A 13,656-nucleotide genomic window follows, 5' to 3' on the forward strand; every position below is an offset into this window, starting at 1 on the left:
CGGAGGCACATAAGTGTGGGCGAGACGGCGACGGAACCGAAGCGTTATCGGCCGACCTGCCGTCGGAGCGGCCGTGACGGGACAGACACCGGATGAGCCCAGTAGAGCGGGACTGGCGCCGACGGGAGCGAGGGTCGCTCGCCTGTCGGGCGTCGCCGCTGTCACAGTGGCGTTCGTGGGTATCCTGACGGCCGTAGCGTCGGCACCGTGGTTCTCGTGGGCGTCGAACGCGCTCTCGGACCTCGGAGTGGCTGGCGGGCTCACTGCCGCGCTGTTCAACTACTCGCTGACGGCGGCGGGCGTGGTCGCGTTGCCGTTCACGTGGTGGCTCGCGGCGACGGCGCGGTCGCGGTTCGACTACGCTGCCGCCGTCGGGTTCGCGGTGACGGCGGTCTGCATGGCGGGCGTCGGGCTGTTCCCCAGCGACACGGCGCTGCACGCGCCGGCCGCCATCGGCACCTACCTCGGGCTGACGTACACGCTCGCGCTCGACGCCAGCGCCGCAGTCGTGGTCGGCGAGGCCCGCCGTGCGCTCGCCGGGCTCTGGGGCGCCCTCGGGCACGTCACGGCGTGGCTGGTCTGGGCGGCCGCCGGTCCGGCCGTCGGCGTCGACGGGCTCGCACTCCCGGAAGTCGCGGGCGCCCTCCTGCTGTCGGCGTGGGTGGTCGGAACCGCGCGAACGCGACCCGTAGACGGCTGACTGCGACCCCGAACGTTCACGGGGCGAGCGCGACAACACAGCGGCGTGACCGTCGCCGACACACTCGTCGTGGGCGCGCTCGGAGTCTGGTTGGGCAGCATCGTGTTCTTCTCGTTCGTCGCGGCGCCGGCGCTGTTCGACCAACTCGGCAAGGAACGGGCCGGGGACGCCGTGAACGTCGTGTTCCCGCGGTACTACGGCTTCGGGCTGGCGACGGCCGCCGTCGCGCTCGCGGTCTGGCTCGCTGGGCCGCTGGTCTTCGACGGGGCCGCCGAGCCACCGCTGGCCGCGGCCGCCGGCGTCGTCGCCGGGACGGCCGCGAACCTCTACGCCCGGTACGTTCTCGTTCCGAAGATGGAGGCCGCCGGCTCCGACGCCTTCGCACAGTACCACCGGCAGTCCGTGCTCCTGAACCTCGTGACGCTGGTCGGCGTCGCCGCCGCGCTGGTCGCCGTCACGCTCTGACCCCGGTCTCTACTCCCGCCAGCACTTTGGGAACCAAAGCTCGGGAGGCCGTGGGCAGAACGTTCGAAGGGAGAAACCGCTTCAAAGAGGGTCACGTAGGACACAGTAATGACTGACAGAACCGCGCGCATCGACGTCGGCGGCATGACCTGCGCGAACTGCGCGGGCACCGTCGAAGACGCCGTCCTCGGCGTCGAGGGCGTCCGTGAGGCGGACGCGAACTTCGCCACCGACGGCGCCAGCGTCACCTACGACCCCGACGAGGCGACACTCGCCAGCATCTACGACGCCGTCGAGGACGCCGGCTACGACCCCATCACGGCCGAGACCACCATCCCCGTCCAGGGGATGACGTGCGCGAACTGTTCGAGCACCGTCGAGGACGCGCTCGACGGCACTCCGGGCGTTGTCGACGCCGCTGCGAACTTCGCCACCGACGAGGTCCACGTCACGTACAGCCCCGCCGCCTTCGACCGCGAGGCGGCCTACGAAGCCATCGAGGACGCCGGCTACGAGCCCGTCCGGGACACCGGCGGCGAGGACCGCGACGCCGACCGTAGCGCCGCCGACGAGGCCCGGCAGGCGGACATGCGCCGCGAGCGCAACCTGACGCTGTTCGGCGCCGTGCTGTCGGCGCCGATGCTGCTGTTCATCGCGGACAAGTTTCTCCTCGGCGGCAGCGTCTTCCCGGAGACGCTCGCTCTGGGCGGCGTCGAGTTCGCGTTCGGCTGGGTGGAGTTCGCGCTCGCCACGCCCGTCTACGTCGTCCTCGGCCGCGAGTTCCTGGAGAACTCCTACACGGCGCTGGTGACCAACGGCACTGCCAACATGGACGTACTCATCGCGCTCGGGTCCACGACCGCCTACGTCTACTCGGTGGTCGCCCTGCTCGAGATTCTCCCCGGAGCCGGGCTCTACTTCGACACGGCGGCGCTCATCCTCGTGTTCATCACGCTCGGGAACTACCTCGAGGCGCGCTCGAAGGGGCAGGCCAGCGACGCGCTCCGCGAGCTGCTGGAGATGGAGGCCGACACCGCGCGTCTGGTCGACGAGGACGGCGAGGAGCGCGAGGTCGAGGTCTCCGAGGTGGAGGTCGGCGACCGGATGAAGGTCAAGCCCGGCGAGCAGATTCCGACAGACGGCGTCGTCGTCTCCGGCGAGTCCGCCGTCGACGAGTCGATGGTGACCGGGGAGTCCGTCCCCGTCTCGAAGGAGCCCGGCGACGAGGTCGTCGGCTCGACCATCAACGAGAACGGCGTGCTCGTCGTGCAGGCCACCAAGGTCGGCGCCGACACCGCCATCCAGCAGATCGTCGACACCGTCCGGGAGGCCCAGTCCCGGCAGCCCGACATCCAGAACCTCGCCGACCGCATCAGCGCGTACTTCGTGCCCGCCGTCATCGCGAACGCCGTCCTCTGGGGCGTCGTCTGGTTCTTCGCGCCCGGCGTGCTGGCGGACGTCGTCGCCGCGCTCCCGCTGTGGGGGCTCGTCGGTGGCGGTCCGGTGGCCGTCGGCGCCTTCGAGTTCGGCGTCGTCGTGTTCGCTTCGGCTGTGCTCATCGCCTGTCCCTGCGCGCTCGGGCTCGCCACCCCGGCGGCGACGATGGTCGGGACGAGCATCGGCGCGCAGAGCGGCGTGCTCTTCCAGGGCGGCGACGTCCTCGAGCGCGTCACCGAAATCGACGCCGTCGTCTTCGACAAGACGGGCACCCTGACCACGGGCGAGATGGAGCTCACTGACGTCGAAGTCGTCGAGAGCGACGCAGCCCCGGACGGCGGTGCCGTCGAACAGACCGTCGACGAGGGGTTCGTCCTCCGGCTGGCTGCCGCCGCCGAGTCCAACAGCGAACACCCGCTGGGCGAAGCAATCGTCGCGGGCGCCGAGGACCGCGGCCTCGACGTCCCCGACGTCGACGACTTCGAGAACGTCCCCGGCAAGGGCATCGAGGCGACTGTCGAGGGCCACGACGTTCTCGTCGGCAACCGCGCGCTCCTGGAGAGCGAGGGCGTCGACCCGTCGTCCGCCGACGACGCGATGGAGCGCCTCGAGCGCGAGGGGAAGACCGCGATGCTGGTCGCCGTCGACGGGCGCGTCGCCGGCGTCGTCGCGGACGCCGACACCGTCAAGGACTCCGCGAAGCGCGCCGTGGGCGAACTCCGCGAGCGCGGCCTCGCTGTCCACATGATCACCGGCGACAACGAGCGCACCGCGCGGGCCGTCGCCGAGGAAGTCGGCGTCGACCCCGAGAACGTCCGTGCCGGCGTGCTCCCCGACGAGAAGGCCGACGCTGTCGCCGCCATCCAGAACTCCGGCGCGGAGGCGATGATGGTCGGCGACGGCGTCAACGACGCGCCCGCACTCGCCGCAGCCCACGTCGGCGTCGCCATCGGCTCCGGCACCGACGTCGCCATCGAGGCCGCCGACGTGACGCTGATGCGCGACGACCCCTACGACGTCGTGAAGGCCGTCCGCGTCGGCGAGGGCACCCTCGCGAAGATCAAGCAGAACCTCTTCTGGGCGCTCGGCTACAACACCGCCATGATTCCGCTGGCGTCCCTCGGGCTCCTCCAGCCCGTGCTCGCCGCCGGCGCGATGGCGATTTCGAGCGTCAGCGTGCTCACGAACAGCCTCCTGTTCCGGCGCTACACGCCGGACGAAGACTATCGACTGTTCGGTCGGTAGTCGAGGCGGTGTGTCGCACGGAAGACTGCGTCTTCCCACGCTACACGCCGGACGACGGTTACCGGCTGTTCGGTCGGTGCTCCGAGCTCGAGCCGCTCGGTGTCGGCTGTTCGCTCCTTCGTCCTGGCGTTCGCGTCCCCTCTTCGCGTGGCCGCTCGTCGCTGGAAGCCGCAAGACCCTAATCAGTCGACCGAGTAGCGCCGGTAGCATGTCGAAGACTCTCTCCATCGACGGGATGGGCTGTGACGGCTGCGAGGACATCGTCGAGAGCGCGCTCGGGGACGTGAGCGGCGTCTCGGACGTCGAAGCCGACCACGAAGCGGGCGAAGCGACCATCGAAGGCGACGCCGCCGACGAGGACCTGCTGCGGAGCGTCGAACTGGCCGGCTACGAGGCCGACCTGGGCGACGACTGACGGCACAGCCCCTTCTCGGAGACTGGTGTGTCAGGGTCGTAGCTGCAGGACTCCGCCGAACCGGGTTACCGGCTGGTAACCGGCTCACACCGGCGTTACCGAGCGCCTAAGAGGGCGGCGTCCTTTTAGACGAGTGAATGAGCTCGACCGACGACATCGTCCAGGACCTGCCGCCGAGCGCGAAACTCGTACTGAAGGTACTGGAGTACAACGGTGGGCTGACGCAGAAACAGATCGTGGAGAACTCCCGGCTGTCCCAGCGCACGGTCCGCGACGCGCTGGACCGCCTCCAGGACGCTGACGTGGTCGAGAAAGACATCTACATCCCGGACGCTCGGCAGAACCTCTACCGGCTGAAAATCGAGGACGAAGACGCAGCGGCCGAGGAGGAGACCGTGGACGCCGAAGAGGCTGAGGCGGCCGAAGCCAGCGCCGTTCTCGAGTAACGCGGCCTAGACGACCGACGCGGCTTCTTCGTCGACGGGGTCGAGGTGTTTCTGTCCCCACTCTGCCATGGACATCACCACTGGCTCCAGCGACTCGCCGAGCTCGGTGAGCGCGTACTCGACGCGCACGGGTTTCTCGCTGACGATGGTGCGGGAGACGATGCGTTTGTCCTCGAGGTCGTCGAGGCTCTCCGAGAGCACCTTGCTGGAGATGCCGTCGACTTCCTCCTGGAGGGCGTTGAAGCCCAGTGGGCCCTCGCTGAGGAGGCGATGGATGATGACGGGATGCCACTTCTTGCCGACCAGCGACGCCGTCGTCGTGATCGAACACCAGCCGTCGCCGGGACACCAGGCTGGCAGCCGCTCCATGTCTGGCATGCTTCCGAGTAGGCGCGCGGTCGTGTTAAGGCTACCTGACCACACCCGGTTACGGATCCGTAACGTGACTGACCGGGGCGGGCCGACAGCGACGGGCAGCCCGGCACTCAGAGGTCGCCGGCGGCGGCGCGTCGCCGGACGCGGCGGGCGCGCTCGCGTATCTCGGGGAGGGAGCCGGCCTCGCGTTTGTCGTCGAGGTGCGAGTACACGAGCCCCATCCGGTGGTTCGACCGGAGGCGGTCCTCGTGGGTGGCGAGGAAGTCCCAGTAGAGGCTGTTGAACGGGCAGGCGCGTTCGCCGGTGGTGCTGTCGGGGTCGAACGCGCAGCCCCTGCAGTGGTCGCTCATGCGGTCGACGTAGTTCGCGGACGCGGCGTACGGCTTGGTCGTGAACGCGTCGGTACCGAAGACGCCCATGCCGACGACGTTCGGCGTGACGACCCAGTGGTAGGCGTCGACGAAGCCGCCGTGGAACCAGTCGTTGAGCGCCTGCGGGCTGGCGCCGTACGTGAGCGCGAAGTTCGACAGCAGCATCAGGCGCTCGATGTGGTGGGCGTAGCCGCGGTCGTAGACGCGGCCGACGGCCGACCCGAGACACGCCATGTCGGTGGCGTCGGGGTCCCAGTACAGCGGCGGGAGGTCGCGGTCGGCGCCGAGCTGGTTGGCCGACGCGAGCCCGGGCATCTGGTGGCGGTAGACGTGGCGCACGAACTCCCGCCAGCCGACAATCTGACGAACGAACCCCTCCACGGAGTTCAGGGGGACGTCGTCGCGTGAACGGTACTCGTCGATGGCCGCCTCGACGACTTCCTCCGGGTCGAGGAGGCCGACGTTCAGCGCCGACGAGAGCAGGCTGTGTTCGAGGTGCCAGTCGTCGGCGAGCACGGCGTCCTCGTAGGGGCCGAAGCCCGGCAGGCGGTGGTCGAGGAAGTCCTCGAGCGCGCGCTCGGCCTGCTCGCGCGTGACCGGCCAGTCGAACCCCTCGGGGTCACCCCAGGTGTCGAACTCGTCGGCGACCCACTCGCGGACGGCCGGGACGTGCTCGTCGTGGTCGAACGAGGGCACCGGCGGCGACTCGTAGTCGCTGGGCGGCGTCTCCCGGTTCTGGTCGTCGTAGTTCCAGTCGCCGCCCTCGGGGCTACCGTCGTCGTCCACGAGGTAGCCGGTCTCGCGGCGCATCTCGCGGTAGAACGACTCGTGGTCGAACGGCGGCTCCGTCCCCTGCCACTCGTCGAACTGCGCGGGCGGACAGACGAAGTTCGCGTTCGCCACGACGTCGAGGCTGCCGCCCCGAGCTTCGACGAGGCGCCGGAGACGGTCGGCTGACCCGTGGCTCGCCGGCCGCTGGACGACGAGGTCGTCGCCGGGGTACTGCTCGAAGTACGCGTCCAGACCCTCGCCGAACGTCTCGGCGCGCTCGTAGACCACCTCGACGCCGTCCTCTCTGAGCTCGTCCCGGAGGTGGCGCATCGCCGCGAACACGAGCACGAGCTTCTGGGGGTGGTAGCGTCGCCGGCGCGCGAACGCCGGGGCTTCCACCATCACGACCCGGTCGGGGTCGTCAGCGAGCGGTCCCTGCCGGCGGGAGAGCTGGTCGCCGAGCACCCAGACGGCGGTCATACCTCGATACAGGGACGGCCGGACAAAAGAACTGGCGAGTGAGCGACAGCCGCCTCCCGGAGGCCGTCAGCGCAGCCGGTCGTAGACTTTCGCCACCGTGTTCACGCCGACAGACCCGGTCTGGAGGGCGTAGTAGGGCACGAGGTCCGGCGCGAACTTCGCCTTGTAGGGGTAGATGCGCTCGTGGTTCGCGCCCATCAGATCCAGCGCGTCGAGGCCGCGCTCGATGCCGTCGACGCATACTCGCCACTCCAGCAGGTCGTTGACGGGGACTGGCGCCTCGGTCTTCCCGGTGAGCAGCCAGGCGCCCGCGCACGTGTCGGTCTCGACGTCCACGAGCCCGCCGACGACCTCGCCGTCGACCCGGCAGACGTACGGCCGTATCGCGCCCGCCGGGAGCGCGTCGGCGAGGTCGCGCACGAACGACGCCGTCACCGGGAACGACTCGCCCTGCTCGCGGTGGCGCTCGCGCGTGAGCTCGACGATTGGCTCGATGACGTCTGTCCCGCCCTCCGTGACCTCGTAGCTGGCGTCGTAGTCGTCCCGGACGCGCTTCCGCAGGTCGGCGCTGAACCGCGCGAGCAGGTCCTCGGGGGTCGTGTCGAGGTCGACGACGTACGTGTACCGGGGCGTGACGTCGTAGTCGCGCCACTGGAACGGCCGCACGTCGTCGTACCCGACCGGCGTCCGGAGGTTCACGAGGCTCGGGGCCAGTGCCTCGTCGACCCAGTCGAGGGCGGCGTCGACGAACCGGCGGTGGCGGCGGTCGCGTTTGCGGCGCTTGAGCTTGTCCGTGTTCACCATCGCCGGCCCGAGGTACGGGAGCTTGAGGTCCGGTGGCGGCGACACCGCCAGCGTCGCCGGACCCTTCCGCACCTCGAAGACGGGGAAGACGCCGACCGGCTCCTCTCCCTTGAATCCCACGAGCCGGTGGAGGTCGGCGTCAGCGTGCTCGGCGAACACGTCCAGTGCCGCCGCCCGGTGGAACGGCGTGCCGTGCGGGGAGTCGGTCACGATGTCGTCGTACCGCTCGTCGTCAGAGATTGGGCGAATATCGACAGTCATGGGTCGTCGAGGTAGCCGAGGTCGGCGAGCCGCCGTTCGACCGCCCGGTCGTCCGTGCTGCGCGCCGGTTCGTCCTCGTAGTCGTCGTAGCTGGCGGGTGGTACGGCGTCGACGACGGGCAGCGGTTCGCCGTCCATCGCGTCGCTCGGCGGGACGCCGAGCGCGGACAGCACCGTCGGCGCGACGTCGAAGAGGTGGGCGTCGCCCAGTTGTGCGTCTGTGTCGACGCCGTCGCCGACGGCAGCGAACAGGCCGTCGCGCTTGTGGTTCCAGGACTCCGACGCGGGTCCGAACGCGTCGCCGCGCAGCGACGCCGTGAGGTAGGTGTCGAAGCCGTCGGGCACGACGACGACGTCGGCGGCGTCTTCGACGTGCTCGCCGTCGAAGTACGTCTCGCGGGGCTCGACCGCCGAGAACACCGGGTCGCCGTCCGGCGTCCGGGCCCCACGAAGCACCGCAATCAGGTCCTCCCGGACGTCGTCGTAGTCCTCCGGGGCGACCGTTCCCTCGGGCTCCCTGCCTTCGAGGTTGATGCGGACGCCGAGCTCGGTCCGCGACCGCATGTACGCCGTCGACTCGGCGAAGTCGACGCGCTCGGTGCCGGCCCGCACCGTCTCCGTCGAGACGACGCGCAGCGCGAGGTCCGCCAGCCCGAGCGCCGACAGCACGCGACCGATTCGCTGGCTGGTCAGTCCGACGGCCGCGGCCCGAGCGACCAGCCACGCGCTCAGGGGCTGCCCGCCGCCGTCTTCGGCCCCGCCGGCTTCGCCGTCGCGGGTCCGTTCGTCCCGGTGCAGCGAGGTCCACGACGGCATCCCGCCCTCGCCGCGGGTCGTCTCGACGTAGCCCGCCTCCCGGAGGTATTCGTTCACGCGGAACTCGTCAGGAGCGTACGGCCCGATGCCGTGGTCGCTGGCGAGAATCACGGTGTCCGGGTCGCAGGCGTCGAGGACGGCGCCGACCTCGTCGTCGACGGCTTCGTAGACGGCGCGGACGGCGTGGTCGTCTCCGGGCCGCTCGTGGAAGACGGTGTCCGTCTGCTGGAACTGGAGGAACCCGAACTCGGGGTCGAAACGGTCGGCGAGGTGCCGGAACGCCGCGCCCCGCATCTCGGTGAGGCGCTCGTACCACGCGACCTGCTCGTCGCTGCCGTCCTCGACGTCCCGTGGGGCGTACACCCGGTAGTCGCCCAGTTCCCTCCGGAGGTCCTCGAGTAGCCCCTCGGGGTGGGTCGGCGGCGACTCCGGCGCGACGTAGCCGGGGACGAGCGCCCCGTCGAACGCCGTCGGCGGCGACGTCACGGGCACGTTCACGACGACGCTAGTCAGTCCCTGTTCGGCGAGCAACTCCCAGAGCGCGCGCTGCCGGACGTGCGTGTGGTTGACCACGTCCCAGTCGTAGCCGTCGAACGCGAGGAAGTCGAAGACGCCGTGCTTGCCGGGGTTCGTGCCGGTGTACAGCGAGGGCCACGCGCTCGGGGTCCACGGCGGAATCTGTGACTGCAGCGGCCCCGCCGCCCCGCTGTCGACGAGGTCCCCCAGAACCGGGAGTCGCCCGTCCGCGACCAGCGGCTCGACCACCGGGAGGCACGCGCCGTCCACCCCCACGAGCAGCGTCCGCAGTCCGGTCGAGTCCTGTGTGCTCACGACTCTCCAGTCCCAACACACGCCATTTGTTACGCCGTTACTATCGGGTGCGTTAGGCGCCACAAACCACGTCAGCCGAGGGCGAACAGGCCCGTGGGGCGGCCGTGGAACGGCTCCGGCAGCCGTCAGCGGTGCCGCCGCGCGAGTGCAGTGCCGGCGAGCGCGATCAGTGTCGCGAACAGGGCGGCGTCGAGCGTGAACCCGGGTACCATCGCGGGCGCGTCCTCCCTGTCGTCGTCGGTCACCGTCGCCGAACCGTCGGTGTCGTCGACGACGGTGATGGAGACCGTCTGCCCGGCGACGCTCGCGGTGTAGGTGCCGGGCGCGCTCAGCCGGCGCGTGAACGTGACGGTGCGCGTCTCGCCGGGCGGCACCGGCACCGTCTCCACCGCCACCACTTCGCCGAACAGTTCCAGCTCGACGTCCAGCGAGCCCACACGCCCGCCATCGTTCCGGATGGAGGCGTTGACGTGCAGCGGGTCGCCGGGCGCCACTTCCTCGGCGCTGGCCGTCACCTCGGTCACGGAGAGCCGGGGGTCCGCCGGCGTCACCTCGACCTCGACGTGGCTCGCGTTCTCCGCGCCGACGAGGTACGACCCAGCCGTCTCGAAGCGGTGGCTGACGGTGACCGTCGTTCGCTCGCCTTCGTCCAGTTCGACGGTCTCGGTCGCGAGCGTGTCGCCGTCCAGCGTGAACGTCACGTTGGTCGTACCCGACGCGTTACCGGTGTTCGCGACGCCGACGCCGAACGTCGCGTTCTGGCCGGCGACCGGGTCGGCGTTCGTCACGTTCAGTTCGCCGACCTCGAACGCCGGCTCACCGCCTGCGTCGTCCGGCGGGCCACCACCGCCGCCGCCGCCCACGTCGACACCCCCACCGCCTCCACTGCCACCACTACCGCCGCCGCCTCCGCCACCACCGCCACCACTACCGCCTCCACCGCCGCCACTACCGCCGCCTCCGCCGCCACTACCGCCGCCTCCGCCGCCACTACCGCCGCCTCCGCCGCCACTACCGCCGCCACCGCCGCCACTACCGCCGCCTCCGCCGTTGTCTGGTTCGGAGACGACGATTTGGAGTGTCGCCGTGTCGTTCCGCGGCTCGCTGTCGTCGTCGTCGTCGTCGTCAGCGCTGCCGGTCACGGTCAGCTCGACCGTGTACGTCCCGGGGTCGTCGTAGGCGTGGTCGGCTGTCTCGCCGGTGGCGGTCTCGTCGTCACCGAACGCCCACTCGTAGGTGTCGATGGCGTCGGCGGGCGTCGACCCGCTGCCGTCGAAGGTCACCGGCTCGCCGGGTTCAGTCTCGGTCGCGGACGCCTCCGCAGCCGCCGACAGGTCGACCGTCTCGTTGGCCGTCTCGACCTCGATGCTCGCGGTCGCCTCGTCGGTCGCGCCGGCGTCGTCAGTGACGACCAGGGAGACATCGTACGTCCCGGCGTCGTCGAACGAGTACGTCGTCGACGGCCCGGTCGTCGTCTCGTTCAGGACTGCCGTCTCGTTCTCGTCGGTCACGCGCCACCGGTACTCGACGACAGCGTCGTCGTCACTGGAGTTCGACGCGTCGAACGTGACGGACTCGTCGACCGTGGCCGACGACGGCACCGACAGCGCGGCGGTCGGCGGGCTGTTCGGCTCCACCACGGTCAGCGCCGCGCTGGCGTTCGCGGTGTTCCCGCCGTCGTCCACGACGGTCACGTTCGCGGTGTAGTTCCCCGTCGCGTCGAAGCTGTAGGTCGCCGTCGGCTGGTCGGCTGCCGTGGTCGCGTCGACGGCGCCGTCGCCGTCGAAGTCCCACTGGTACTCTGCCACCCCGAAGTCGTCGCTGGAGCCCGACGCGTCGAAGGCCACCGACTCGCCGACCACCGGCTCCTCGGGCGCCGTCAGGGACGCAGTCGGCGGCCGGTCTTCGGCCACAGTCACCGTCGACGTCGCCGTGTCCGTCGCGTTCTGGGTGTCGACGGCGGTCACGCTGACGGTCCGCTCGCCGACGTCGGCGTAGCTCGTCGTGACGGTCGACTCCTCGGTCGTCCGGTCGACCTCGCCGTCGCCGGTGGTGTCCCACTGGTACTCGACGACGCCGTCGTCGTCGGTGGTGTTCGACGCGTCCAGCGTCACGGTCTCGTTCGGTCGCACGCGGTCCGGCGCGGAGAGATTGGCCGACGGCGGCTGGACGACCGACACGTCGACGCTCGCACTGTCGCTGTTCGCGTACTCGTCGAACACCGTCACCGACGCCTCGTACTCGCCGGCCGCCTCGTACTCGTGTGTCAGGGTCGGCCCCGTGGTGGTCGCCTCCACCGTGCCGTCGCCGTCGACGTCCCACTCGTAGCCCGCCGCGTCGCCGTCCGGGTCGACCGACCCCGACGCGTCCAGCGTCACGGCCTCACTGGTCGTGGCGTTCGCCGGGCCGTCCAGCGACGCCTCGGGCGCCGACCCCGAGCCGCAGGCGTCGTGGTGGACGAACGCCCGCCGGTCGAGCGCGAGGTCGGCGACCACGTCGCCGCCCGGCCCCCGGAGCGTCCACGCGTTGATCTCGTACTCCTCGCTGCCGGAGTAATTCCAGCTCCCCCAGTAGGTGGCTTCCTCGTTGTACGCCGGATCGATGGTGATCGACTCGAAGCCGTCGCCCTCCAGCCCCCGGAACGCGGCGCCGTCGGTGCGGTTGCTGCCGTACAGCCAGTCGATGTCGGCCGTCGCGTCGCCGTCCTCGTAGCCGAAGTTGTCGTCCTGCGTGCCGTTGGCGTAATAGTCGTCCTGAACGGCGAGGTCGCCCCCGGGCGGCAGGCCGGACAGCGACCACGTCACGGTAGTGCCGCCAGCCTCGTCGCCCACTTCCCCGTGGACGACGACGAGGCTCGTGCCGTTGGCGCCGTCGTAGACGAACAGCGAGGACGTGTTCGTCGACTGGTACTCGGTCGTCCCGTACGAGCTGTACGTGTGGTTGCCGGACTCGTTGGAGTTCTCGGGATTCCGGTAGTCGTAGAACGCCTCGACGGTCTCGCTGCCGTCGCCCGCGGGGTCGACGGTGTAACAGTTCGTGCCCTGAGCGACGGCGACGGTGTCCGGCGCGTCCGCTGCAGCCGGCGTGGCGAACACGACCAGCCCCGGGACCGCGGTCACCGCGCCCATCGTGACGACGGCCGCGAGCGCGACTGCGAGCGCCCACCGGCCGGAGTCGGGTGTGCCGGTCATCGTCGCTGCGTACCGCCGAGGACGGTATTGTTATGGGCTGGCTGCCGGCCGCTACCGGCGAGAAACAGCCGAGAGAGGTGGGCACATGTCGGCCGCGGGCGGGACGGTCACACGGTGTCAGTAAGTACGTCCTGCGGGCGCAACGGAGTCGCTATCACGGAGTACGTTCTGTGTAACGCGGCCGTCTCCGGTGGACGCCGCTATCCGCGAACGGTCCTCGGGAACGCGTCTGTCGGCAAACGCCTAAGTCCCGACTGGCCGACCGGTCGAGTGATGCCCTCCATCGTCTCCCGGGCCGCCCGCATCGCCGGACGCGTCGCCCCCTACGCTGCCGTGCCGTTCGTGCTGTCGCTGCTCGCCGTCCAGAAGGTGTCGTCGGCCACCGGCGCCAGCGACGTCGCCTTCAGCCTGAAGTTCGCGCTGCCGGCCGACGTCGCGACGCTGTGGACGGTCGTCGACCCGCCCGCGGGAGGAGCCGCCGTCCAGAGTTCGGTCCCACTGGTAGCCGTGCCGGTGTTCCTCGTCGTCGAGGCGGCCGTCGTCGCCGGCTTCCTCGGCGGTGTCAGGGACGCCTACCGGGGCGACCGCCCCGACTTCGTCGCTGCCGCCAGCGACCACTGGGTGTCCGTGCTCGGCGTGCGCGTCGTGCAGTTCGTCGTCTTCGTCGGCCTCGGCGCCCTGCTCGTGACCGGCGGCCTGTTCGGCGTCGTCGTCGGGTTCCCGCTGTTCATCCTGCTTGGCTACCTCCTCTGGGGGGCGCCGTACCTCGTCGTGCTCCGGAACAGCGACGCGCTCACCGCCATCGCGGAGAGCGTCGAACTCGCGTCGGTCGGCGACCGCTACCTCTGGTTCTCCGTCGGCTACGCCCTCGTGGTCGCCGCCGCCTCCGTCCCCGCCTCGCTGCTCGTCTCGACGGGCGGTATCGCTGGCGTCGTCGTCGGCGCAGCCGCCGTCGCGTACCCGGCGCTGGTTGGGTCGGCGGCCGCCACTATCGTGGTCGACGAGACGGCCGAACTCGTCGCGTCTCGGGGTGCTTAAGCCGCCGACTC

Annotated in this window: 11 protein-coding genes; 6 read left to right on the forward strand and 5 right to left on the reverse strand. The window is 70.5% G+C overall.

Annotated features, from left to right (window positions below):
- Positions 1-73: 73 nt before the first annotated feature.
- The 5 genes from LT971_RS12345 (at position 74) to LT971_RS12365 (ending at position 4,708) form a co-directional block, all read left to right on the forward strand.
- Positions 74-700 carry a DUF998 domain-containing protein gene (locus LT971_RS12345; RefSeq protein ID WP_237007239.1) on the forward strand — a complete coding sequence of 209 codons (627 nt, stop codon included), beginning with the start codon at positions 74-76 and terminating at the stop codon, positions 698-700.
- A gap of 45 nt (positions 701-745) precedes the next feature.
- On the forward strand, positions 746-1,165 hold the full coding sequence (locus tag LT971_RS12350) for a DUF4149 domain-containing protein (protein ID WP_237007240.1): 420 nt from the start codon (positions 746-748) through the stop codon (positions 1,163-1,165).
- Positions 1,166-1,273: 108 nt separating this feature from the next.
- On the forward strand, positions 1,274-3,847 hold the full coding sequence (locus LT971_RS12355; RefSeq protein ID WP_237007241.1) for a heavy metal translocating P-type ATPase: 2,574 nt from the start codon (positions 1,274-1,276) through the stop codon (positions 3,845-3,847).
- Between the two features lie 208 nt (positions 3,848-4,055).
- Entirely contained in the window at positions 4,056-4,262 is a 207-nt protein-coding gene (locus LT971_RS12360; RefSeq protein WP_237007242.1) for a heavy-metal-associated domain-containing protein, read from the forward strand.
- Positions 4,263-4,399: 137 nt separating this feature from the next.
- Entirely contained in the window at positions 4,400-4,708 is a 309-nt protein-coding gene (locus LT971_RS12365) for a MarR family transcriptional regulator (RefSeq protein ID WP_237007243.1), read from the forward strand.
- Positions 4,709-4,714: 6 nt separating this feature from the next.
- Here LT971_RS12365 and LT971_RS12370 read toward each other — a convergent pair whose 3' ends face one another.
- From LT971_RS12370 to LT971_RS12390, 5 genes are all read right to left on the reverse strand, one after another.
- Positions 4,715-5,086, reverse strand: a complete 372-nt coding sequence (locus LT971_RS12370) for a winged helix-turn-helix transcriptional regulator (protein ID WP_237007244.1) — start codon at positions 5,084-5,086, stop codon at positions 4,715-4,717.
- A gap of 107 nt (positions 5,087-5,193) precedes the next feature.
- Positions 5,194-6,705: a cryptochrome/photolyase family protein gene (locus tag LT971_RS12375; RefSeq protein WP_237007245.1), complete on the reverse strand. Its 1,512-nt coding sequence runs from the start codon at positions 6,703-6,705 to the stop codon at positions 5,194-5,196.
- Between the two features lie 66 nt (positions 6,706-6,771).
- On the reverse strand, positions 6,772-7,770 hold the full coding sequence (locus tag LT971_RS12380) for a GNAT family N-acetyltransferase (protein ID WP_237007246.1): 999 nt from the start codon (positions 7,768-7,770) through the stop codon (positions 6,772-6,774).
- Positions 7,767-9,416 carry an alkaline phosphatase family protein gene (locus LT971_RS12385; protein WP_237007247.1) on the reverse strand — a complete coding sequence of 550 codons (1,650 nt, stop codon included), beginning with the start codon at positions 9,414-9,416 and terminating at the stop codon, positions 7,767-7,769. The genes LT971_RS12380 and LT971_RS12385 overlap by 4 nt, the downstream gene beginning before the upstream one ends.
- A 125-nt stretch (positions 9,417-9,541) precedes the next feature.
- Positions 9,542-12,607, reverse strand: a complete 3,066-nt coding sequence (locus tag LT971_RS12390) for a PKD domain-containing protein (RefSeq protein ID WP_237007248.1) — start codon at positions 12,605-12,607, stop codon at positions 9,542-9,544.
- A 273-nt stretch (positions 12,608-12,880) separates the two neighbouring features.
- Between LT971_RS12390 and LT971_RS12395 the strand changes: the two genes are divergently transcribed.
- Complete coding sequence (locus tag LT971_RS12395) at positions 12,881-13,645, forward strand: hypothetical protein (protein ID WP_237007249.1); 765 nt, start codon at positions 12,881-12,883, stop codon at positions 13,643-13,645.
- Positions 13,646-13,656: the final 11 nt, after the last annotated feature.

Origin of the sequence: Halobacterium rubrum (assembly GCF_021729015.1) — an archaeon.
In the GTDB taxonomy this organism is placed as follows: domain Archaea; phylum Halobacteriota; class Halobacteria; order Halobacteriales; family Halobacteriaceae; genus Halobacterium; species Halobacterium rubrum.